Source organism: Methanosarcina hadiensis, assembly GCF_046529725.1.
Taxonomy (GTDB): domain Archaea; phylum Halobacteriota; class Methanosarcinia; order Methanosarcinales; family Methanosarcinaceae; genus Methanosarcina; species Methanosarcina hadiensis.
Genome location: NZ_CP136241.1, coordinates 4,192,475 through 4,216,164 on the forward strand (window position 1 = coordinate 4,192,475; position 23,690 = coordinate 4,216,164).

General features: G+C 40.8%; 15 protein-coding genes and 2 tRNA genes. 3 read left to right on the forward strand and 14 right to left on the reverse strand.

Annotation, left to right across the window (positions count from 1 at the left end):
• The first annotated feature begins 6 nt into the window (after positions 1 to 6).
• Entirely contained in the window at positions 7 to 2,505 is a 2,499-nt protein-coding gene (locus RSJ42_RS18000; RefSeq protein ID WP_410508595.1) for a site-specific DNA-methyltransferase, read from the forward strand.
• A 13-nt stretch (positions 2,506 to 2,518) separates the two neighbouring features.
• The gene (locus tag RSJ42_RS18005) at positions 2,519 to 5,299 is read left to right on the forward strand and encodes a BPTD_3080 family restriction endonuclease (protein ID WP_410508596.1); all 2,781 of its coding nucleotides are present in this window, start codon (positions 2,519 to 2,521) and stop codon (positions 5,297 to 5,299) included.
• An 853-nt stretch (positions 5,300 to 6,152) separates the two neighbouring features.
• Here the strand turns inward: RSJ42_RS18005 and RSJ42_RS18010 are convergent.
• The 4 genes from RSJ42_RS18010 to RSJ42_RS18025 form a co-directional block, all read right to left on the reverse strand.
• The gene (locus RSJ42_RS18010; protein WP_410508597.1) at positions 6,153 to 6,968 is read right to left on the reverse strand and encodes a hypothetical protein; all 816 of its coding nucleotides are present in this window, start codon (positions 6,966 to 6,968) and stop codon (positions 6,153 to 6,155) included.
• Positions 6,969 to 7,283: 315 nt separating this feature from the next.
• On the reverse strand, positions 7,284 to 8,057 hold the full coding sequence (gene istB, locus RSJ42_RS18015) for an IS21-like element helper ATPase IstB (protein ID WP_410507346.1): 774 nt from the start codon (positions 8,055 to 8,057) through the stop codon (positions 7,284 to 7,286).
• Positions 8,054 to 9,298, reverse strand: a complete 1,245-nt coding sequence (gene istA / locus RSJ42_RS18020) for an IS21 family transposase (protein ID WP_410507345.1) — start codon at positions 9,296 to 9,298, stop codon at positions 8,054 to 8,056. The genes istB and istA overlap by 4 nt, the downstream gene beginning before the upstream one ends.
• Before the next feature lie 731 nt (positions 9,299 to 10,029).
• Positions 10,030 to 10,103: transfer RNA gene (locus RSJ42_RS18025), tRNA-Val, on the reverse strand.
• Between the two features lie 242 nt (positions 10,104 to 10,345).
• Here RSJ42_RS18025 and RSJ42_RS18030 point away from each other — a divergent pair.
• A complete protein-coding gene (locus tag RSJ42_RS18030) occupies positions 10,346 to 11,110 on the forward strand; it encodes an A24 family peptidase C-terminal domain-containing protein (protein ID WP_410508598.1) in 765 nt (254 codons plus the stop codon).
• Between the two features lie 100 nt (positions 11,111 to 11,210).
• Here the strand turns inward: RSJ42_RS18030 and RSJ42_RS18035 are convergent, their stop codons facing one another.
• The 10 genes from RSJ42_RS18035 to RSJ42_RS18080 form a co-directional block, all read right to left on the reverse strand.
• Entirely contained in the window at positions 11,211 to 11,798 is a 588-nt protein-coding gene (locus tag RSJ42_RS18035; protein WP_410510421.1) for a cobalt-precorrin-7 (C(5))-methyltransferase, read from the reverse strand.
• 100 nt (positions 11,799 to 11,898) lie between these two features.
• Positions 11,899 to 12,918 carry a cobalt-precorrin-5B (C(1))-methyltransferase gene (locus RSJ42_RS18040; RefSeq protein WP_410508599.1) on the reverse strand — a complete coding sequence of 340 codons (1,020 nt, stop codon included), beginning with the start codon at positions 12,916 to 12,918 and terminating at the stop codon, positions 11,899 to 11,901.
• 580 nt (positions 12,919 to 13,498) lie between these two features.
• On the reverse strand, positions 13,499 to 15,547 hold the full coding sequence (gene mutL, locus RSJ42_RS18045) for a DNA mismatch repair endonuclease MutL (RefSeq protein ID WP_410510422.1): 2,049 nt from the start codon (positions 15,545 to 15,547) through the stop codon (positions 13,499 to 13,501).
• 186 nt (positions 15,548 to 15,733) lie between these two features.
• Positions 15,734 to 18,436 (reverse strand): DNA mismatch repair protein MutS, encoded by a 2,703-nt coding sequence (gene mutS, locus RSJ42_RS18050; RefSeq protein ID WP_410508600.1) that lies wholly within the window; start codon positions 18,434 to 18,436, stop codon positions 15,734 to 15,736.
• A gap of 195 nt (positions 18,437 to 18,631) precedes the next feature.
• Complete coding sequence (locus RSJ42_RS18055; RefSeq protein ID WP_410508601.1) at positions 18,632 to 18,832, reverse strand: hypothetical protein; 201 nt, start codon at positions 18,830 to 18,832, stop codon at positions 18,632 to 18,634.
• A 476-nt stretch (positions 18,833 to 19,308) separates the two neighbouring features.
• On the reverse strand, positions 19,309 to 20,463 hold the full coding sequence (locus tag RSJ42_RS18060) for an acyltransferase family protein (protein ID WP_410508602.1): 1,155 nt from the start codon (positions 20,461 to 20,463) through the stop codon (positions 19,309 to 19,311).
• Positions 20,464 to 20,828: 365 nt separating this feature from the next.
• Positions 20,829 to 20,906 (reverse strand) — tRNA-Pro (locus RSJ42_RS18065).
• 178 nt (positions 20,907 to 21,084) lie between these two features.
• A complete protein-coding gene (locus tag RSJ42_RS18070; protein ID WP_410508603.1) occupies positions 21,085 to 21,597 on the reverse strand; it encodes a CDP-alcohol phosphatidyltransferase family protein in 513 nt (170 codons plus the stop codon).
• A gap of 506 nt (positions 21,598 to 22,103) precedes the next feature.
• Entirely contained in the window at positions 22,104 to 22,670 is a 567-nt protein-coding gene (locus RSJ42_RS18075) for a DUF421 domain-containing protein (protein WP_410508604.1), read from the reverse strand.
• On the reverse strand, positions 22,631 to 23,644 hold the full coding sequence (locus tag RSJ42_RS18080; protein WP_410508605.1) for a potassium channel family protein: 1,014 nt from the start codon (positions 23,642 to 23,644) through the stop codon (positions 22,631 to 22,633). The genes RSJ42_RS18075 and RSJ42_RS18080 overlap by 40 nt, the downstream gene beginning before the upstream one ends.
• Positions 23,645 to 23,690 lie beyond the last annotated feature (46 nt).

Consider the following 23,690-nt stretch of genomic DNA (forward strand, 5'->3'; position numbering starts at 1 on the left):
GTTTTCGTGGCAAACACTGAAGAAAAATCCATTGAACAGTATGATCATCTAGGTAAAGAAAGGATAAATAACCCTCAAGTAGGACTAGTAACTCCAATAACTGATCCTGATACAGGTGAAAAGAAACAATACGAGTATGATCCGCATATTGACCCTCAACTTCAGTGGGCAGGAAAAACAGAACACACTTCTTTTAAAGTTCCGACTGTATCCTTACACGTACACGAAAGAATTGATCCGAAAACAATTATAAGTTCATTCAAAAAAGGGAAAAAAAGAGTACAAGCATCACTTTTCGATGTCTATGAGAAACCCTTCAGAGAAGCTGTGGAATTTTATAAACACAAGGAAGGGTGGACCAACCGTTTGATAGCTGGGGACAGTTTGCTCGTCATGAATTCCTTGTTGGAAAAAGAAGGAATGGGTGGTCAGATTCAGATGATTTACATTGACCCTCCATATGGAATTAAATATGGCTCTAATTTTCAGCCTTTTGTAGGTAAAAGGGATGTCAAAGACGGAGATGAGGATTTAACAACTGAACCCGAAATGATTAAAGCTTTTAGAGATACCTGGGAGCTCGGCATTCACTCATATCTTGCTTATATGAGAGATAGATTATTGCTTGCTAAAGAGTTACTGATAGATTCCGGTTCTATCTTTGTTCAGATTTCAGATGAAAATGTGCATCTTGTTAGATGTTTGATGGATGAAGTTTTTGGATCTGAAAACTTTGTAAGTTTAATTACATTTCGTAAGAAAACAATGCCTTTAGGTGCTAAATACCTTGAAGAAACATGTGACTATATAATTTTTTATTCAAAACAGAAAGAAAACCTGAAGTATCATTCGTTATTTAAGCCAACTGATGTTCAGGGAGATAGCCATTGGAATATTGCCGAGTTTAAGGACAAAAAGCGTCGAAAATTAACTAAAGATGAAATTAATAACCATTCACTTGTAGGTGAAGAATTTACTCCATGTCGATTAGTTTTAATGTCTCCAATAGGATTTGATCCCAACCGTGTTTTTCCAATAAAAGTTAATGGAAGAGAGTATTTCCCAGCGAGAGGAAAATCTTGGAAAACTAACGAAGAGGGTGCAAAAAGATTATTAAAAGATGAAAGATTGGTTCCGTACGAAAAAGGAGACAGATTGATGTATCTTCTAAAATTATCTGACTATCCTGTCTCTCCAATTACTGCTCTGTGGGACGATACTTCGGCGCCAACAAATATGAGTTACGTTGTTGAAACGTCAACAAAACCAATTTCTAGATGTCTCCTTATGACTACTGATCCTGGAGATCTTGTTCTTGACATTACTTGTGGTTCAGGTACGACTGCTTATGTTGCAGAACAATGGGGACGCCGATGGATCACATGCGATACTTCTCGTGTGGCAGTGACTCTTGCCAAACAAAGGTTAATGACAGCTATTTTTGATTACTATCAGCTTGTCCATCCAGATGAAGGTGTAGGCAGTGGTTTCCTATATCAAACAGTTCCACACATCACACTTAAGTCTATTGCAAATAACGAGCCTTCAACAGACGAAACTCTTTATGATCAGCCTTTGATTGACAATAAGAAAACTCGTATTACAGGTCCATTTACAGTGGAGGCAGTACCCTCAATGACAGCCAAATCTCTAGGAGAAATTGAGCAGGAAAACAGTGGATTTGGTTTAAGCGTATCTCGCTCGGGTGAAACATTAAGGCAGGAAGAGTGGAGAGATGAATTATTAAGAGTGGGAGTGAGAGCTAAGGGCGGAAAAAAGATTGAGTTCACCAGAGTTGAGGCACTTTCTGGAACTCGTTATATTCAGGCTGAGGGAGAAACAAAGGAAGATCAACCTAAAAAGGTCCTTATAGTATTCGGGCCGGAACATGCACCTCTTGAACAGAGGGCAGTAGAAAATGCCTGGCAGGAAGCTCGGACTCTCAGACCAGATATACTTCTTTTCTGTGCTTTCCAGTTTGAAGAAGAGGCTGCTAAAGATATAGATGAGATGAAGCCGGAGATTGCAGGAATGCAACTTTTAAAGGCACAGATGAATGCTGATCTCTTTACTGAAGACCTGAAAAAGAAAAAATCTGGCAATGAAAGTTTCTGGTTGGTAGGACAGCCAGACATTGAACTCAGACATATTACCGAAGGCGATTATGCAGGAAAATATGAAGTAGAAGTACTTGGTTTTGATTACTATAATCCTAAGACTGGGGACGTAGAGAGTGGTGGAAAAAGTAATATAGCCATGTGGATGCTGGATACAGATTACGATGATAGGAGTCTTTTCCCGTCTCAGGTTTTTTTGCCTATTGCTGGAGCTAAGGATGGATGGGCAAAGCTTGCCAGGAACCTTAAAGCTGATATTGACACTGAAAAACTAGAAAAGTTCAGAAACACCATATCGATTCCGTTCGAAGCGGGTCGAAATTGGAAAATTGCTGTCAAGATAATCGATAACCGTGGAATCGAAAGTTTGAGAATTCTCAAACTGTAAAGGGGGATTGTATATGGAAGTGAAAAAAGTAATAGACAAGCTAATTATTAATTCCCCCTATGAAGAGCCTAAACAGTACTGGTTTTACGTAAGGGAAAGGCGCCTTTTTGAAAAGAGAGATGGTAGAAGACCTCCAGGTTATCTAATAGCCACTCAGGGAAGCGAGTCTTTTGACGATCCAGGAGTCTTTATAAAAATAGAACTCGTTGAAAAAATACGTGGCAAGGTAAAAGACTGGAAAGATAATGATTATCCAGGAGTAACAGGAGTAACAAAAAGATTACTAAAATACTGGCAAGATAAAGAAGAACGTACTAATAATCGTTTTTTCTTCTGCCAGCTTGAGGCTATTGAAACCCTTATTTGGCTTACCGAAGCTTCAGAATCTGAAAAAATAGGAATAGAGATTCCTTCAGATGGAGGAGATTTCTCTCGCTGGTGTAGCAAGATGGCTACAGGTTCAGGTAAAACCGTAGTTATGGCTATGCTCATTGCCTGGCAAGTATTGAATAAAGTAGCTTACCCTCAAGATACAAAGTTTTCTAAAAATATTTTAATAGTAGCTCCAGGCATAACAGTTAAAAATCGACTTTCTGTTCTTAATCCAAACGAATCTAATAATTATTATGAAGAATTCAATGTTGTTCCTCCAAGTTTGATTGAAAGGTTACGACAGGGTAAAGTAAAGATTATCAACTGGCACAAACTCGCTTGGGAAAACGAAGAAAAGATAGCAAAAAGAAAGAGCGTAGACAAGCGTGGAGCGAAGAGTGATGAAGCATATGTTAGAGAAGTGCTTGGGGAACTAAAAGATGCCAGCAATATCGTTGTCATAAATGACGAAGCGCATCATGCATGGCGTGTCCCTGCTGAAAGCAAGATAAAAGGAGTTAAAAAGGAAGAAATTGAAGAAAGCACAATCTGGGTTGGTGGATTAGACAGAATCAATCGTAAAAGAGGTATTCTTCGATGTTTTGATTTTTCCGCAACTCCTTTTGCTCCTTCAGGAAAAAAAGCTTCTGATGAAGCACTTTTTGAATGGATTGTAAGTGATTTTGGATTAAACGATGCAATAGAGTCAGGATTAGTAAAAACCCCCAGAATAGTTATCCGGGACGATGGTAGGAAAAATGAGGAACTTAAATCCCGATTATATCATATATACAAGGATCCTGATATTCAAAACGACTTAAACTTAAAAGAAGACCCTTCCTATCCTCTCCACGATTTTATAATTAATGCTTATTATCTCCTCGGCAAAGACTGGCTAAAAACCAAAGAAGAATGGGAGAAAGAAGGTCATAATGTTCCTCCAGTTATGATAACTGTTGCAAACAGAACGGAGACTTCTGCCAGAATAAAATATGCTTTTGATCATAACGAAATTCTCATTCCTGAGTTGTGCGATTCCGAAAAAACACTTCAAATTGATAGTAAAATCCTGAATGAAGCTGAAAGTGCAGAAGAAAATATTGATTTTTCTTCAGATATCAATGAGCAAGAAGTTAAATTAACAAAACAAAAACAAGCAGAGTTGCTTCGCTGGAAAGTTAATACAATAGGAAAGAAAGGAGAACTTGGAGAGCAGGTTCAAAATGTCATATCAGTTGGGATGCTCTCTGAAGGTTGGGATGCAAAGACTGTAACCCATATTATGGGTTTACGTGCTTTTTCAAGTCAACTCCTGTGTGAACAGGTTGTTGGTAGGGGTCTTAGGCGAACTTCTTATGAAGTAGAAGATGATGGATTGTTCGAGCCTGAATATGTGAATATTTTTGGAGTACCTTTTACTTTCCTTCCTCATGAAGGAGGAGAGGGAATTCCGAAGCCAACAAAGCCCAGAACAACAATCGAGCCAGTAAAAGAAAAACAAAAGTATGAAATTTCCTGGCCAAATATATTGAGAATAGACCATGTATACCGTCCAGTTTTAAAACTTGACATGGAAAAAGTAACTCCAATTATATTGGATCCTTATGAAAGTATAACTCAGGCAGAAATGGCTGCGATTATTGCCAGCAAACCTAGTCTTGCAGCATTATCCGAAATAGATCTGCAAGAAATTGCTGACAAGTTTAGGACCCAGACAGTAATATTTGAGACTGCAAAAAGAATATTCAATAGCGAAAAGGACAGTTTAAAAGGAAACAAAGATTTCTTCCTTGCCCAGCTCATAAAGATAACAAGTGATTTTATTAATAGTGAGAAAATTGTGATTAGTAGCCGTCATTACAGGGAAAATGAGCTGAAAAAAAGAGTATTAATTACAGTTAACATCAACAAAATCGTACAACATATTTGGAACGCTATTCGTGCAGAAAACACAGAAAAGTTGCTGCCTGTGTTTGATAAGGAAAACTCTATTAGGTCAACAGCACAAATGCGCACATGGTATACTACAAAGCCTTGTGAACATACTGAGAAATCTCATATAAACCTTATAGTTGCGGATAGTGCTTGGGAAGTATCAGAAGCCTACACATTAGACAAAAACCCCTTGGTTGATTCTTGGGCAAAGAATGATCACCTGGGATTCGTTATCTTATATAACTTTAAGGGAGTTATAAAGAAATATTATCCAGATTTCATAATAAAACTGGTAAACGGAGAATTTTTAGTACTCGAAACTAAAGGTCAAAACGATGAACAGGATAAGACGAAGAGAGTATTCCTAAAAGAATGGGTGGAAGCAGTGAATAATCACGGCGGATTTGGAATATGGCATGAAGATATTTCATATAATCCATCTGATTTGGAAGATATTATTGAAAAATATTGTTCATTTTCCACCTAAGTTATAATAAATTTTAAATAAGTGAATTACCTTGTCCATGTGTCCAGTAATTTTGTATTTATCTGAAAATAAATAAAATATAAAATTATAGTAGAATGTAAGTTTTAACTGGACATAAGGACATAATGATAAGGTGTACCCGGAGTCTGTAATACTGCCATATATTTCTTGTTAATATCTTCAAAAATTGTTACATTCTGAGCCCGGGTGCTCTAATCTTGATTGCATTCAAACTTCAAGAAAACATAACCAATTCGCGATTAATATATGAAAGTTAAAATAACCCTAAAACAGAGTTTACCTAAAAATCTTATAATGATCAGAGAGTTCTAAGTTTTATAGGAAGAAGCGTAAAACCCCGAAGTCTTTAGCTTCGTGGGATATAAGCGTCAACTTCCAAACTGTTAACCGTTATAGTTTCTGTAAACTATTAAATGTCTTCAAAACGTTTCTAATATTAGATTTTGCTGTCACCACTAACTCACCGTTCTTTAAGAATGTTACCGGATGTATGCGAAAACCAAGCGAGGTAACGTTTTGAACATGGAGCAGTTGGATAACAGGGCAAGAATCATCCCGAAGGGATCGGGATTAAGCCGTGGAAAGACGGTAGCTATAAGCATCTCAAGTATATCACACTCATATTCCATTTCACCGAAGGGACTTCGGGTAGAGCCTGTGGACTTGTGGAGGTTGCTCCGAGGTATGAAGCAGGAAGCCACTAGGTCTTTAGCCTAGTGGTAGTTCACATGTAAATATATTTTACACCTCCAAGAATAACCCCTATAACAAATCATGGTAGCTAGAGAAGCTATAATAACGTTTTAAGTTTGCTAACCTTATTCAGACTCCTTCAGTCGAAAATTGTTTTCTTATTACCTAAGAGCAATTGTACTATTTCATCTGCTCCAACTAGACCTGACCGAATCATCAATTCCTCTGTAACTGCTTTCCCAAATGGAGTAACTTCGTAAATTAATCTTTCATTAAGTGGCAGATTTTTGTCTTGCAGATTCAAGTATTGGGCAGTTATGATACCGAGTTCAAGAAGTTGTTGAATTGAGCTGTTTCTTTCAATGCTTAATAAAGCTTCACCCATATTATTTCTAGTAGGATGAGTAATTATTCCTTGAGTATGTATATAAGATTCATGAAGACATAGCCAACTATCTTTCGTTAAAGAATCAGCTGCTCGCTTAACTGTAATATGTTTTCGAAGGTCAAGTTCCTTTATAGCTAATATTAGTGCTCGTTTTATGAGATTTCTTGCTTGTTCGGGATCTGTATCAGGATTATACTTATTCACTCTTAAACTGGCAAGATCAAATGGAATAGAATCTTGATCTGATTTAAATAGAATAACTTCTTCTGGCAGTCTAACAGCAGTGGCGAGTCCTACTTCGTACATTACATTATTATTTTTGCATGCATATTTTTTGCCATTTTTGTCTAAAGATCCAATTGTAGTCAGATCAGCAAAAAACAAAAAACAATTATTAATGCCAGTTATAATTTCTACATTTATCGAATCACCAGCCTTCCTCAAATCCACACGATAAGGCTCAAGTTTTTCGCCACTATCTGAATCATCAATATTAACAGATTTCACAGCGGGTACTATCACATCAATCCATCTTTTATCAAACTCATTACCAAAATCCATAGCCACGAAAACCTTATTATTACGAGGAAAGGATGGAAACAAATTAAAAACATCTAAAGGATACATAAATAACTTAATTAGTTCAAATTATTAAACTATATTATATTTTATCTGGATAGTTTTGTTTTTCCATTATGATTATTCTTTATCCGTGATCTGGAGAGCAATATAACAGGGTAAAGGCTATTATCTTTTATTTGTTTCAACAATTCAATCTTTAATTATGTCAAGGCCGGTTTACTTTTCCTCACATTAGCCGGTATAAATTTCCTCATATGCTGATATAAATTTTACTCAATTTTTTAAAAGCTTACTCTAAAATCACTGATACATATTTCCCATTTTTATTCCCTGTTTTTTCCTTTCCTTTAGCCTATAACTCTCTCCTTTTATGTTAATCGTAGTAGAATGATGGAGTATGCGATCCAGCACAGCAGCCGCTATTACTTGATCCTGGAATATCTCCCCCCATTCTCCATATGACTTGTTTGATGTCAGGATCGTTGAACTCTTTTCGTAACGTCTGGAGATTAGCTGAAATAGGCAGTGAGCTCCATCGTCATCAAATGGGAGATAGCCTATTTCATCAATTATCAGCACTTTATATTTCGTCAAATCCCTGATCTTCTTTTCAAGAATTCCTTCTCTATTTGCTATTTTCAACCTCTCAATAAGGTTTCCTGTATTCGTAAAGTAAACCGAAATTCCTGCTTTTACTGCTTCAATCCCAAGAGCAATTGCAAGATGAGACTTTCCAACGCCAGGAGGACCAAGCAAAACAACATTCTCTGAATTATGAACAAATCTCAAGGTTGCAAGGTCTTCCATTACTTTTTTATCAATGGATTTCTGAAACTCAAAATCGAATTCTTCAAGCGTCTTTTTCACAGGAAAACCTGCACTTTTCATCCTTCTCTCAATTGCAGCAGCTTCCTTGTGTTTCTTTTCCCGTTCAAACAGATAATCAAGGACTTCCATTGTTGTCTTGCTGTCCCTTGCAGCAATTTCAAGGCAGTTATCAAGGAGCTCTTCGATTGTATTCAGTTTGAGGTATTGCAGATTATTGTGAAGTCTCTCATAGGTGAAGTTGTTCATTCAAAACCACCTTCACTAAACGTTTCATAGACATCAAGAGACCTTTTTTCAACTTCTGGACCTGAGAATTTCAACGGAATCTGTGAAGCTTTCTTGCATTTTGAATTCTCTTTAAGAATCTCGCTCAGAAGACCCTGGAAATGTTCCTTTTTCCTTGAAACTCTGCAGTTTCCGGGAAGAATTTCATGTTCACAGATCTTCTCATAATCAACATAGACCTCGAATTTTCCTTCAAAGATCTGAAGCTCTGCAGTTCTTCCTGCAAACCTGTAAGGAACAGAATACTTATTTCCAAGGAACGAAATATAACAGTCTCTGGAGACCTTTCTGGTCTCCTTATGGACAACTTTGTAAGGAGGAACCTGACCCAGAAGGTTCAGGTTCTCCTCCTTAAAGCGTTCAAGAGGGATTTGATAGGTTGTTCCATGGACAGTTGAATTTACTCTTTCTAACCACCTGTTAACTTGGCCGTTCAGATCTTCGAGAGAGGTAAATTGTCTTCCAAGGAAGAAGTCCCTCTTGACATACCCTACCGTATTTTCAATCTTGCCTTTTGTCTGAGGCCTGTAAGGCCTGCATAACCTTGGAATAAAACCAAAGCATTTGAAAAAATCCTCAAACTGTGAGTTCCATTCAGAATCAGATGATTTTAAGGCTCTTTTGATAACAACCTGTTTCATGTTATCGTACAGAATTTCCTGTGTAAATCCTCCGAAGTACTCAAAAGCGTTCCGATGACACTGAATAAGAGTTGGAGTGTCTATGCTCAGTGTAAATTCAACATATCTCATCCTTGAATATCCAAGAATCATGTTAAAGCAAAAGAGTTTCTTTACCTTTCCATCAACCTCAACTGTTCCTAACTCTCCCCAGTCAACCTGAGCCTGTACACCTGGTTTTGTTTCGTAGCGAAGCACAGCAGGAATTCCTTGCTCAGGTCGGACTTTTTGTACGAAGTCCTTGACTATGGTTTTTCCTCCATCAAAACCTATTTCTTTGATTTCCCGATAGAGGCGAGAAGCAGTATAGGGACCTTCTTTGAGTTTTTCAAGAATGTAAGGTTTGAAAGGATCAAGCTTGCTCTTTCTTCCAGAACGTTTCTGGGGCTCAGGCAAGGTTTTCAGCAGAAGATACTTCCTCACAGTTTTCCTGTCAAAACCTGTTTGTCTGGAGATTTCACTTATGCTAAAGCCTTGTGAATACAAATCTCGTATCAATAGCCATTCCTCCATTTTCAACATTATTTAGGATCCTCGAGCTTTTCTCAAGGATTGGAAATTGGGGAATTTTAATCAGGCTAAAATGAGGAATTGTTCACCGGCCTTGACAATTACGACCCTAATTCTTCGTCATTATTCTTTAATAAGTAGTTTTTACACTACATTTAACGATTATCATTAGATGTGTATGCTGCTAAAACGGAAATAATTGTAAAAAGTTTTATGAAAATCATATAGATGAAATTGAAATAATCTATTGATCAAAATCAACGGGAACTGGTCATCAATTTTACTTTTTGAGCGAAATCACTTGGGTCACGGTTTTACAGAAAAAGTTTTGTAAGATTTTGAGGGGGGTACTCTGGAGCTTAATTCATCATTTCCTTTCCTTTACTTGATATGAATAGAAAGTTATATAACTGTTTTATAACTATTAGTTGATGTTAAAGAGGTTAAATGATGAAGCTGTTGGGAAAGTCTAAGGTTATAAAACACAAGGCAAAACCAGAGATTACATATCCCTTAATAAGGCTTCCACAATCGGAAGTAGACTTTGCTGGAGAAACTGCACATATTTTCAAAACTGAATATAATGGTAAGCCTGTGTATGTAATCGCTCTTGAAGAAGAGCTTAACTGTGAACTCAAGGTTGCACAACCAGAAGAAAAATCTGATCTTGAAGCAAGAATCGAAGCTTTAGAAAAGGAAGTCTATAGAGACTCTAAATCAGAAAACAAGGAAAATAAAGAAAATGGGCCCGCCGAAATTCGAATTCGGGACCTCCGCCGTGTGAAGGCGACGTCATAACCGTCTAGACCACGAGCCCTAGATTGAAATTGAAAATTAAAAGGGTTAAGCAACCATAAAATAGAACTTCTTATGTATAAGCTTATCGCTTGCGGGCTTATTTTGGGCTTGGCCGGACCTGTTCTGTAATTATTTTTACTTTTTGCTGCTGGAATTTTTTGTTTTTATATTGTTTTGGAATTTTCAATCAGATGACAGGATAAAAAAGTAAAAATGTAATGACATTCATAACTATAGAAATAATTTAATTGCCTGATTTATATGATAGAAATCCTGAAAATCCTTTTCACAATGCCTTTTTTGCTCTACGGGTGCTACACCGACATAAAGGAACGCAGAGTTTCAAATAAGGTATGGAAGTACATGCTTGCGTCAGGTTCGGTCTTTGTAATTTATGAGGTTTTTACCGGGGGGATTCCTTACCTTAAATCTCTGGTTCTTTCGAGCGTTATTGTTTTCATTTCAATTTATATCCTTTTCCAGCTTGGAGCATTCGGGGGCGGGGATGCAAAAGGGCTGATAGTGCTCTCCATCCTGTTTCCTCTCTATCCGGTATTTTTGTTTTCCGAAAAAGTATATCCTCTGCTCGGGCTGCCTCCCATAGGGTTTTTTACTTTCACGGTACTGGAAAATGCCCTTCTGGTAACTGTCCTTGTACCTATAGGGATGTTTTGCTACAATTTCATGCATTTCTCGCCTGAGATGCTTAAAAATCCTCTCTATATGTTTATCGGGTACAGGACTGAAGTTTCATCCCTGAAAAACAAAGAACATCTGGGCTTGCTTGAAAAATTCGAGCTCGACGAAAACGGGGTTGTCATCAGGAAGTTCGCAAGGGCAGGGCTTAATTTTGATGCAAACCAGAAACCAGAACTTGAGGAATACGTAAAAAAAGGGCTGATTGAAAAAGAGATCTGGGTTACTCCTGGCCTGCCCTTTATGCTCTCAATTACTGCAGGCTTTATTATCGCAGTCGTTTTTGGGGATTTGATTTTTTATGCCGTATCCGGCTTCCTTGGTGGCTGAAATGAGATCTAAGGAGTATGCCGAAAAATCTATAGAGGCATTCGAAAATCTTCTTAATTAACCGGTGCCTGTAGAAATCTTCTCAATTTTCTCTTGTTTTTTACCTTTTCTGCACAATGAGCAGCCCGTAAAGAATGGTTTCTGCAATCGGGGGGTTATCGGGAGTACCTTTTACAATCCTTTCCTCAGGATACCCGAGGTTTTCACAGGTATACAGCTCGGCTTCGATTTCAAGCTCTTTAAGGATTTCTGCAACCTCACGAGAGCCGAAGGTCTCTTCCGGCAGCAAGAAGATGTTTCTCCCGTTCCTTAATTCCTGGATCAATTCGGCTTTTGCAGGCTCAAAGTCCCTGCCATGGGCTGTTATCGCACAGAGGTTGGTCAGGTTTACTTTTGTACGGGCACAGGCTGCCTGCATTGAAGAGATTCCCGGAATTACAGTATCATTTTCCCCTGCAAATTTTCCGAGCCCGGAAAACATAGGATCTCCTGTGGACAGGACAACAGCGTCTGCGGGCAGGAGGTGAAGAGACCTGTAGTCTTTAATCGTTTTTGCTTCGCAGGTGATATGTTCCTGTGCAAGCTCAATGGCTCTTTTTGCACCATAGACTACTGAAGCCTTCTTTATTGCCCTTATACCTTCTTCCGTAAGCATGCCGGGTCCGACCCCGACTCCTACCACTATCATGGTTTCTCTTCCCTCTATCCGGTTATTCTCCTGTCCGGTTATTTTCATTTTAATTTTGCTTTAATTTGCTTTAATTTGCTTTAATTTCTATTTTATTCTTTTACTTCCCGCTTCTGCTGTCCATAAGGACAGACCCGTCCCTGTCAATTACAACTATCCTTGCGCTTTTTCCTTTCTCGACTGCCATTTCGAAAGCTTCTTTCAGGCGCTCATGCTCCGGGGCCTTCTCAAGCATCTCAACAACAGTCGCATACCCGCTGCCTTCAAGCATTTCAGGATTTCCCCATTTCAGGACAAGGCCGGGTAGCCCACAGATAATAATGTCGCCTGAAGCATGACCGAGACCTTCCGAGATCCTGCTCCCCACCATAACAACGGTATATTCAGGGAAAAGCATGTGGGAATACTTCATTCCTATCCGGCCTGTGGTCAAAACTACTTTGTCCGTGCAGCGGATAAGGTCTCCTCTCATTTCTCCAAGGTGGTCGTTCCAGGGCTCAACAAAACCTGTACTTCCGAGGACAGAAATCCCGCCTTCGACTCCTATCCTGCTGTTCAGGGTTTCTTTCCCTATCCTTTCCCCTTCAGGAATTGAAATCGTAACTTCTGCTCCCTGCAGGCCCAGTTCCTCTACAGCTTCTTTTACTGCTGCTGTTATCTGTTCCATGGGTTTGGGGTTTATAGCCGGCTTGCCTCTTGGTACCTGGAGCCCGTCCCTTCTTACAATTCCTATGCCTTTTCCTCCAAGGATGTGAATTCCTTCGGTTTCTCTGGCTTCGCCGACAAATTCGAGACCTCGTGTAATATCGGACTCGTGGTCGTTAGGGGTCTTCTTTACAACTGCGCGCCCTGGGGAAGACTCGCTTACTTTAAGGTGGGCTCTGAGTCCTGCCGGAGTAGGGACGGATACGCTGTCAATCTTTTTCTTAAGGGAAAGGACAGCGGCTTTTGCAGCAGCAGTAGCTGTAGTGCCTGTTGTATATCCTCGCTTGAGGACAGACCCGTCACTCAGGACAACAACCATGCCGGATGCTACGTTTTTTTCAAGCTCTTCCCTGGGCAGCCCTGTGCGAGCAATCCATTCTTCAGGGATCTTGAAATTGTTAACAGGATCTATCATGGAAGAATACTCGGAGGTTTTTTATTATAAATGTATTGACCTGAAAACCGAATAAAAATTAAAAGAAAGAGACCCAATAACCACAGCTGTTACCCGGAAAAACCAGCATTTTATAAAACACGGGTATGCTGTAAAACTACAATGTATTAAAACACTACTATATTATATTTTCAGATTATTTACTAAAAAACATAATTATAGAAAAGTGTGGCATCATTCCAGGAATGGAGTTTTTCGTTTTTCTGGAAGTTGGGGTGTGTTTTTGGGGGTTTTGAATGGGGGGTGGCCATTCTTATCTGGGTTTGGGGGTTGGGGTGTGAAAAATAGTTTTTTGGAATGATGCCTGTGGTGTCAGTACTGGGCTGACATGTACCCTAAATATCAGTTCTAATATATAAATCTATAGGAAATAATGATATATTTCCCAGAGAAAACCTTTTTGATCCCGCTTTAATCAATAATTGATACTCTTTCTATATATTATTTCGAAAAGCTATGTTTTTTATGCGCATATTTTCTCTGCTAACCGGCTTAATTTTTCGAGATATTCTCTTTTTTTTCTTTATTCAGTTCGCACTATTTAGGGGGCTCTTGCAAACATTCTGTCCAGTTCGCTTTTAGTGAAGGTTATAACTGTAGGTCTTCCATGCGGGCAGGAGTAAGGGTTCTCAGCTTTCTTAAGCTGCTCAATCAAATCTTCCATCTGCTTTGGAGTGCAGGCTGCCCCTCCTTTAATTGCTGCTCTGCATGCAAGGGTCTTGCTCACCTTTTCCAGGATTCCGGTCTCTTTTTTGACCTTTCCTTCAGCCAGCAGGTCAGATATCACATCATGAATCACATGGGTATCCTCAAGACGTCCGAAAACCTCGGGAACAAAAGTAACCACATAGGTATTATCTCCAAATTCCGAGATTCCAAACCCGTATTCCTCAAGGTAAGGTATGTATTCTTCCATTAGCACCTTTTCTTTCGGGGTAAGCTCTATCATTACTGGAGTAATAAGTTCCTGCACCCTTGATTTTTTGCTTCTCAAAACCTGCTCGTAAAGGATGCGCTCATGAGCTGCATGCTGATCAATAACTATAAGATCTTCTCCTTTTTCAGCAAGGATATATATCCTGGAAACCTGGCCTATGATACGAATATCCTCAAGAAGGTCAGTGTTTGCTTTCTGTTTCTGGATCTGCTTTTCCTCTACCTGTGTTTTTTCAATTACTTTATCTTCAGCCTTCTTGCCTAGCAGGCCTTCTTCTTTCTCTATCCTTTTATCTTCCGCCTTTTCCTTTTCCCTATCTGCCTTCTCCTCTTCGCTCTTTCCTGCAAACTCTAGGAGGCGCTCGGATTTTTTCAGTCTTCTTTCAGTATCCTTTACAGGATAGGTGTAAGCCTCTGGCTTATCTTTCAGGGTTCTATTACCATTTCCCTGAGTTCTGGCTACCTCTGAAGCTTCCGCAATTCTTAATTCGTGCCCGGTATCTCTTTCGCCTGCTTTCCCTATTCCCTCTGTCATTTCTCTTCCAGGCAGCACCTCTCCAGCGTCCGGCGTCTGAATTTTTCCTGGAAATTCAGGAACATCGAAGGTTTTCTGTAACCTTTTTCCTTCCTTTTCCCTGATCTCGGGGGCGAGCCCGTGTTCCGAAAGGACCTTTTCAACCGCACGGATAACTGCATCTCCTACTTCCTTTTCCCGGCTGAAGCGGACCTCTGCTTTTCGGGGATGGACATTTACATCAACTTCTCCAGGATCAAGAGTAAGAGAAAGAACTGCTACAGGATAGCGGCCTTTAGGCATTTTTGTGTAGTATCCTTCACGGACGGCTGTATTAATAGTTTTTGAAGTTACGGGGCGGGTATTTACGAAAAGAAAAAGCTGGTCGCTGTCTCCTCTGTTCAGTTCGGGCTTGGAGACATAACCCCTTATCTGGAATTCTTCCGTCCCGTATTCAAGCGGGAGCATTGCCCGTGCAGTCTCAGGTCCGAGCAGGTTCACCATGCTGTTAAAAAGGTCATTTGACCCGGTATTCCTGAGGACTGGCTTGCCTTCGCTAATCAGGACGAAGGAAATTCCCGGATTTGCCAGGGCAAGTCTCATGACGGTATCAGTGATATGGGCAAGCTCTGTGCGGTCTGTTTTCAGGTACTTGCGTCTTGCAGGTGTGTTATAGAAGAGATCTCTTACATGTACCGATGTTCCTGGAGCTGTCCCTGCATCAGAAGTTTCCTCTACTTTTCCTCCGTGGATGACAACTTTTGTGCCTGCAATCTCTTCTGGAGGGCGAGTAAGGATTTCTACTTTGGCAATGGCGGTTATGGAAGAAAGGGCTTCTCCCCTGAAGCCCATTGTAGAGATCGTGTCAAGATCCTCGATCTTTGTAAGTTTGCTTGTTGCGTGTTTTTTATACGCAAGGAGAACATCGGCTCTGCTCATTCCGCAGCCATTGTCCCGTATAAGGATAGAATGCTTTCCTCCTTTCTCAACTTCGATGCGGATTTCTGTTGCTCCGGCATCGATTGAGTTGTCTATGAGTTCCTTTACCACGGACGCAGGGCGTTCTATTACTTCTCCGGCTGCAATCTTGTTTATTGTATCCTTATCAAGAATCCGGATTTTATTTTCCTGTTTTCCCATTTTCTCTTCCATCTTGCCTTCCAGCTTCTTTCCAGTATTCTTTCCGGTTTGCTCTTCCCGTATCTCTTCAACCTGCTCTTTCATCTGTTCTTCCATCTTTTATTCTATCCGTTTTCCCTGCAATGTCGGTATTTCCATTTATTCTGGTTTTTCCACTTATTCTATCAGTTTTTTTGCCCATTTCCTTTAACCAAGCAGCTTTTTCAGCTCATGAAGTTTGTTCATAGCTTCTATTGGCGTCATTTCATCCACATTCATTTTTTTCAGAGCTGCTTCTACAGGGCTCAGCCCCCTTTTCACTTCCGAATTCCCACTGCTGCTCCCAGGATCGAAAAGCAGCATCTGGGTATAGCGGGCGGCTGCTTTACCTTTTCTCTTTTTTCCGCCTTCTTCGTCCTCAGCTTCCTCAAGCACGCTTTCCCTTTCAAGTTCCCTGAGGATCTCGCTTGCCCTTTCAATCACTTTTTCCGGGACTCCTGCAAGCCTTGCGACATGGATCCCATAACTCCTGTCGGTTGCTCCCGGAACGATTTTCCGCAGGAAGACCAGCTCGTGACCTTCTTCTTTTACTGCAATGTGGTAATTTTTGACCCGCTTTAATTTCTCTTCAAGGGCTGTGAGCTGGTGGTAATGGGTTGCAAAAAGAGCCCTTACGCCTACTTTTCCCCTGTTGTGCAGGAACTCAACAACTGCTTTTGCAATGCTGTACCCGTCATAAGTGCTCGTTCCCCTGCCTATTTCATCGAGCAGCACAAGGCTTTTCGGGCTGGCATTATTCAGGATATTTGCCAGTTCAACCATTTCGACCATAAATGTGCTCTGTCCGCTTGCGAGGTCGTCAAAAGCTCCTATCCTTGTAAAAACCTGATCGATAACTCCTATGGAAGCATAGGATGCCGGGACAAAAGAACCTGCCTGAGCCATAATCGCGATAAGTGCAGTCTGGCGCATATAGGTGGACTTTCCAGCCATGTTCGGTCCCGTAACCAGCAAAAACTGGTTCTCCTTACAATTCATTTCCGTATCATTCGGGACAAAACCGCCTGATACCGTACTTTCAACAACTGGATGCCTGCCGTCCCTTATAAGGATCTTGCAGTCCTCAGTGAGCTGAGGGCGCGTATAATTGTTATTTTCTGCGACCTCTGCCAGGTCCGCAAGGACATCGAGAATGCCTATCCTTTCTGCTGTTTCCTGGAGCTCCTTTGAATGAGCTGCAAGGGTATCTGTGATTTCGGTGAAGATTTCATACTCCAGAGCTACAGCTTTATCATTTGCTGTCAGGATCAGGCTTTCTTTTTCTTTGAGTTCCGGTGTAAAGAAACGCTCTGCATTTGCCATCGTTTGCTTTCTTATATAATCATCAGGCACCTGACTGCTGTTTGCATTTGTAACCTCGATGTAGTATCCGAAGACCTTATTGTATCCAACTTTCAGGGACTTGATTCCTGTCCTGTCCTTTTCTTTCTGCTGGAAGGCTGCAATCCACTGTTTGCTGTTGCTTGAAATATCCCTGAGCTCGTCAAGTTCTTCACTGAACCCGGTTTTTATCATTCCGCCTTCACGGACGGTTAAGGGAGGCTCTTCGACAATTGCTTTTTCGATCATTTCAGCCAGTTCTTCCAGTTCTGAAAAAGATTCAAGCCCTTCTGCAATTTCTTTTAACATCTCTGTATTAGCTTTCTCCAGGAGGCAGTCCCTGATTGAGGGCACAACATAAAGGGATTTTTTCAGGGCTACAAGATCCCTTGCATTGGCATTTCCGTAAACTATTCTGCCTACAAGGCGTTCAATATCCCTTACGTCTGAAAGCCAGTCACGGATGTCATAGCGAAGCAGATTGTTTCCTGCCAGTTCTTCTACTGCATCCAGTCTGAGGTTAATTTCTTCTACGGAAAGCAACGGCTTTAAGAGCCACTTTTTAAGGATGCGGCTCCCCATAGGTGTCTTTGTGCAGTTCAGGGTCCTGTAAAGGGAGTTCTGGTCTCCTTCGTCCCGCACATTTTTCACGATCTCCAGATTGCGGAGGGTAACAGAGTCGAGAATCATGAACTCTGTGTTTGAGTAAGTCCTGAGAGTATTGATATGAGCAAGATCTCTCATCTGGGTTGTTTTTGCATACTCAAGGGCAGCCCAGGCAGAGTATACTGCAAATTCCAGCTTTTCACAGCCCATACCCTCAAGGGTTGAGACTCTGAAATGAGTTTTTAGCTTTTCTCCGGCTTCTTCTATTCCGAAAATTTCCGGCGCAAATTCCTGCACGATTGTCTGTCCCTTTAACCTGTCAACGAGTTCCGGATTTCCATACAGGGTCGGAGGAAGGATGCATTCTGCAGGCTTCATACGGGCAAGTTCGCAGAGGAGTTTTTCAAAGTTTTCTGAATCTGTAAACTGGGTTGTAAGGAATTCTCCGGTTGAGATATCCAGGAAGGAAATCCCGAATTCAATTTCCTTTTCTCCGCTTTTTCCGGATTTTCCTGACTCTCTTCCTGCAACTGCCATTAAGTAATTGTTTGATGCATCAGGGAACATGGAAGAATCTATTGCAGTTCCCGGGGTTACTACCCTGACAACCCCCCTTTTAACAACCCCTTTTGCCTGCCTGGGGTCTTCGAGCTGCTCGCAGATGGCTACCTTGTAACCCCTGTTTATCAACCTTGGAAGGTATGTGTCAATCGCGTGATAAGGAATTCCTGCAAGAGGCATTCTCTCCCCTGATCTGTCCTTCCCCCTTGCTGTCAGGGTGATTTCAAGCTCTTTTGCAATGGTTTTTGCGTCTTCTCCGAATGATTCGTAGAAGTCTCCCATTCGGAAGAAGATCAGTGTATCAGGGTATGCCTGTTTGGCCTCGTAGTACTGGCGCATTGCAGGGGTCATCATTTCAGTCATTTTTTACTCACTGTAGCCTTGGATCTATATACCTTGAAATTAGCGTTTGAATCAGGAATGGGCTTTTAGTTTTAAATGGAAAGAATGGATAAGTGTCGGTGATATCGTTTGATCAGCCCCAGTTGTCCAACCCGGTTTTTTCTCTTATCCAGTTTGAATAGAATTTAATGATATCATTTGAGCATCAGTTGAATATTAAATGGTATCTGTTTGAGTATCAGTTTGAGCAGCTGCTTGAATTCCAGTCGCAGTTTCTGTTTGAACATTGGTTGCAGTATTTGTTTGAACATTGGTTGCAGTATTTGTTTGAACATTGGTTGCAGTATTTGTTTGAACATTAGTTGCAGTATTTGTTTGAATATCAGTTACAAATACTATGCCTTTATCTTGAATCATGCTTCTTATATATAATTTAACAATTCGATATTGTAAGCCTTATCAAAGGAGGGAATTATCCTGAGCAGGGAAAAATTAGTTGAAGTCTGTCCTGTCTGCGGGAGTTCGGATATCTACTATGAGGTTGGCGGGTATGCAGGTGCTGTCTACCACTGTAAGGTGTGCGGATATGTCGGAGCTTTCGTTATCGAGGCTAATGAGGAGATGATTGAGAAAATTAAAGAAAGGTATGAGCGGGAAAAGGAGAGAGAAGATAATGAAAATAACTAATTAGAGAAGGTAACTAATTAAAGAAGGTAACTGATTTTAATTATATATTTCGTATCTTATAACTCACTTTAATCCTTTAAATCTTTTGGGAAATTTGAGCCTGAAAATTCTAAAGATTTTCTTTGATTTTGCTGCCAGAATGGCTCTCATGTTATTGTCTTATTATTGCTTTGAGTAACAGGTCAAAACTGGGCCACAGGTTATAACTAATTCACAGGTTTTCTGGAACAAATCCTTAATCTCTTAGATTCAGTAGAATTTTTCTTTTTTCCCAGCAGGAAGGGAAAATAATTGTTGATCAGGAAAATCACGGGTACCAGTAAGAGAAGGTTAATAATCGTTAAGCTCAGGGCAAAAGCGGTATTGTAATAGAAAGATTCAAACTCGCCTCCGAAACTGAGAGCAGCTAATTTTGTCAGGACATCCTTCAGGGGGAAATGAAGAGCAAGTACAATCAGGCTGTTTCTTCCGTAGTACTCGAATACCTTTGAACTCCCTATTTTTTTAAAAAGGTAGACAAATGTAAATATTCCGGAAAAAGCAAGAATGTAAAATGAAAAGAAGCTACCATATTTCAGAACATTCATGTTAACTTTGTCGTCTACTGGAAACTTCAGCAGGTATCCCAGGTATAGAAAGCTCAATAGAATCGCAAAAACAGGTAAATACTTCTCAACTTTTGAGAATCTTTCTGTAATCTCTGAGTCTGATTTCAGTCTGGGATCTGCTTTCAATTCTGTTTCAGGCTCTGTAAGTATCTTGAACAGATTTCCAGCTCCATAAAAGACTATTGCAGCAAGAGCTACGTCAACATTCCAGGGTATTCTGAAAGGCACGTAGACAGAATAAAGATAACCAATTACTCCGGCTGCAGTAATCCATAGTACAAGTTTTTTCGGCTCTCCATAGTACTTTTTCGCAAGCCCGTAAAAAAGGAGTTCGGTTACAAACAGGCAGGTCAGGAACCAGAGAGGCGGATTATAAGATATCATCGGACCCAATGCGTAAAAGATATGATAGATTCCATGAAGTATGCTGTTTTCAAGAAGTATGATATGTTCAAAAAATTTAATATTTGGGACTCCTGGTTGAAATCCTGTATCCAGTAAAAAATAAAACAGACAGGTAAGGGCAGCAAAAGCAAAATAAGGCACGATAAGAGACCTGAATCTCCCTTTGATAAAGTTTGCAGCCGATCCTGCATATTTTCCGAAGTCAAACAAAAATCCGGAAATAAAAAAGAAAAGCGGCATGTGAAATGAAAATATGTAAGTATCAAGCGCTGCCGGCAAACTGTGATGCGCAAACACCACAAGCATAATCCCGATTCCTTTTAATGCATCAATCCAGTGAAGCCTCATACTAACCCTGTATGTAAACAGTGTTTACATTATAAAAAAGATTTGCTATCTCTTCTCAGGTTACGCTACTCCTGATATTCCTGGAAATCTAAACTGCTCTAACTCATATTTTCAGTTTTTCTTTCGGATTTCTGGAAGGCCCACATGCTTTTCAAACAGGATTTACACTTGAAAATAGGATTATACGCTTGAAAATAGGATTATACGCTTGAAAATAGGATTATACGCTTGAAAATAGGATTTACATTTGAAAACAGGATTTACATTTGAAAAATAGAAGTTATGATGAAAATAGTTTGGAACGGCAGAATAGACGATTTTAAGAGCCACAGAAAACATGCAAAAATCAAAAGCCGAATGAATTCTGGTGGGGCCGTTGAGATTCGAACTCAAGTCGCAAGACCCCCAGTCTTGCAGGATGGACCAAGCTACCCTACGGCCCCGCAGAGTAGATTTATTTTACCGGATGACAAAGGTTTTTGCCCTGCTTGCCATCAACCAACTACTGTAATTAAACATGTAGTATAAATGAGTATCGGTAGTGAACGATCCATATTTTGTCTTTATTACTTTTATAACTCTTGATCCATATTCTTTGACCAGATTCCTGTGATTCCCTTGTTACGGTTTCTGAATACCTGGTTCAGAGGGGTTGTTCAGTATGCTTTTTGCCCGCAGAACTCTCTGGACCATGGTGATATGTGAAAATACCGCTATCAAAACAAGTGCCCAGCCAAGGAATCCAGAGAGGGCTCCAAAAGCCAGGATAAGCATCCTTTCCGTTCTTTCGGCAATTCCAACTGACAGCTTTCTGCAACCTGCAGATTCTGCTCGGGCGCGTGTGTAACTTACGAGAAAAGAGCCTATAAGGGCATATCCTGACCAGAGCCATCCCTCAATACCTATGATTGGGGGGATTACAAGCCTCCCGTTTATTGCTCCTGCCATTATCCCGAGAAATATCAGTCCGTCGGAATAGCGGTCACACACGGAGTCCAGTACTCCTCCGAAAGGGGTGATCTTCCCCTTTGCTCTTGCAACTCCTCCGTCAAGGATATCGAAAACTCCGCTGAAGAGGATCAGGAGGCCTCCTTCAAAAGGCTTGCCCAGTACAAATGCAGCCCCGGCAGCCACACTTACTACAAAACCCAGTAGGGTAAGGGTGTTTGGAGAGAGGGGTATTGAGCGGGCAAACGGAATTACCAGTTTTCTTGCGCTGTTTTTTAAATCCTCGAATATTTTAATCCCTTCCTTTATCTGGTTATTGATATTACATCTTTGGATATAGTCGTATCTTCTTTTAGAAAACTTCTGGAATCAGGTTTCCGGGTTCCATTGAGAGAGACTTTTATTTTGAAGAGTTACTTTTTCTGATTCAATGATCTGCAGGCATGGAATTCCTCAGAAAGAGGTTTTAAGGATCGTTATAAGAATAAAGCCGCATGAGTTTAAAATGATATGGAGTTAAAATATGAGTATAGTGAAAAGATAGAGAAAAATGTGATAAAGGTCAGTAATGAGATAAATAGGGACAAGCTGGCGGAAATAGAGCTTATAACAAGCTCGGGGAAGCATCCGAGTCATGAGGCAACGGTACTCGGAAATCTATTGCAGAAATTTTTCCTGCCGGTAATCTATACTTATCTAATTTGCTCTTTTAACCTCTCCAGGGCGGAATCATCAGTAGATTCGGATTTTTTCACTACTGCCAGTGTCCCGTCCGATTCGAGAATAATTGCCTCTACCTGAGAAAGGCTGCTTATCCGTTTTTTCCTGACTGCTGCCAGGATATCTTCCTGTCGAATACGCTGTTTTCTCATAGCCTTTTCCAGAAAGCGGCCTTCATAGAAAAGCAGGGTGGGCTGAGCGATTATTAAATTCGCAAAAGCAGGCCAGCGAACTTCAATCCAGGAAACGATATACTGGAGCACTGCCAGCAACATAAAAGCAGTGACTGCTTCGGCAACTACGACCTGCCTGGCTGTTAATATCCTCCCAAACGCCGCCCCTATTGCCACGGTAACAATGAAATCAAAAGCATTCATGCTTACCAGAGTTCTTTTGCCAGTTGCTCGCAGGATAAAAATAATGCTGATATAGGCTAGCGTGCCTACCACAAGAATACGCGCTATCGGTTCCCATCCATTCCAGAAGAAATTTACCTGGCTCATGATTGCCCATCCTCTTTTAATGGTGGCCAGTGCCATGCCGCGTTCTGGATCATGCCCAGCAGCAGCTTTCGCCGGTCCTGTAACTGATTAATGTTATGATTAAATTCCTTTTCATCAACCACCGGAATGCCTGCTTCTCTCAACCGTGATAAGTCCGGAGAGGCGGGAATTGAATTTGCAGGTTTAATAAATGCCGTTTCCAGAGTATCCAGGTGGCCTCTAACAGATTGGCGCGCTGCCAGCAGGATAGTAGGGGCTGGCTGGCATTCCTTCCGGATGCCACAGGCAATCATACTCAAAGCGTCATCTAAAACAGCCAGTGCCACAGCACTTGATTTTTCTCCTCTGGCTGCGTGATAATAGTGCAAAATAGGGTAAGACAGTGTTTGCTCGGTTAACTTTGAAAGCTGCGAAGACCAGGTGTTTAGCTGTAATTCAATCTGCCCGAATCCTTTACCGTCCCATTGGGCAAGCAGCATTTCTTCTGCGCTTTTGCCGATGCTGAGAACCTCGGCGGCAAATGTTCGTTTATTTACTACTGCAGAAAGCACCTGCAATATATATGTGATTGACAGGGTTACAATGGACATGCCTGTAAAGCCTACAAAGCTACTGATGAGCTGCCATAAAAAGCCCTGGGGTGAAAAATCTCCGTTTCCTACCGTAAACATAGTGTAGGCGACATACCAGATTACTCCGGCAAAATCAGGTGCTGTGTTATCCTTTGGATTCACAAGAGAACCGGGATCAGCCTGAAACATTAATGTCCATCCTAACCCGAGCAAGAGGACCCAGATAACAACCGTAATGAATAATGTCAAAGGGCCGGATAAACTTAAAAACCGATGGTGATTTGAGCGGTCAACCAGCCGGAAGGTCTTCCAGATCCAGGTTGTCAGACGAGAAGTAAAAGGCGCGGAGTTTCCGTCTATCCACAGAGCAGTCCATAGCGCTTCGATGAGTATCCATATGACCAGAATGAAACCGAGTAATAATAACCACAGGTTCATAACTCTTCAAGACCTCCGAAATACACTGAATTGTAAGTAGCTCGCC

Bases quoted from the DNA above. Each gene is read 5' to 3' on its own strand.
- RSJ42_RS18060 (WP_410508602.1), bottom strand. From the start codon at position 20,463: ATGAGGCTTCACTGGATTGATGCATTAAAAGGAATCGGGATTATGCTT.
- istA (WP_410507345.1), bottom strand. From the start codon at position 9,298: ATGTTGAAAATGGAGGAATGGCTATTGATACGAGATTTGTATTCACAA.
- mutL (WP_410510422.1), bottom strand. From the start codon at position 15,547: ATGGGAAAACAGGAAAATAAAATCCGGATTCTTGATAAGGATACAATA.
- RSJ42_RS18080 (WP_410508605.1), bottom strand. From the start codon at position 23,644: ATGAACCTGTGGTTATTATTACTCGGTTTCATTCTGGTCATATGGATA.
- mutS (WP_410508600.1), bottom strand. From the start codon at position 18,436: ATGACTGAAATGATGACCCCTGCAATGCGCCAGTACTACGAGGCCAAA.
- RSJ42_RS18035 (WP_410510421.1), bottom strand. From the start codon at position 11,798: ATGATAGTGGTAGGAGTCGGGGTCGGACCCGGCATGCTTACGGAAGAA.
- RSJ42_RS18040 (WP_410508599.1), bottom strand. From the start codon at position 12,918: ATGATAGATCCTGTTAACAATTTCAAGATCCCTGAAGAATGGATTGCT.
- istB (WP_410507346.1), bottom strand. From the start codon at position 8,057: ATGAACAACTTCACCTATGAGAGACTTCACAATAATCTGCAATACCTC.
- RSJ42_RS18075 (WP_410508604.1), bottom strand. From the start codon at position 22,670: ATGGCACTGGCCACCATTAAAAGAGGATGGGCAATCATGAGCCAGGTA.
- RSJ42_RS18005 (WP_410508596.1), top strand. From the start codon at position 2,519: ATGGAAGTGAAAAAAGTAATAGACAAGCTAATTATTAATTCCCCCTAT.
- RSJ42_RS18030 (WP_410508598.1), top strand. From the start codon at position 10,346: ATGATAGAAATCCTGAAAATCCTTTTCACAATGCCTTTTTTGCTCTAC.
- RSJ42_RS18055 (WP_410508601.1), bottom strand. From the start codon at position 18,832: ATGATTCAAGATAAAGGCATAGTATTTGTAACTGATATTCAAACAAAT.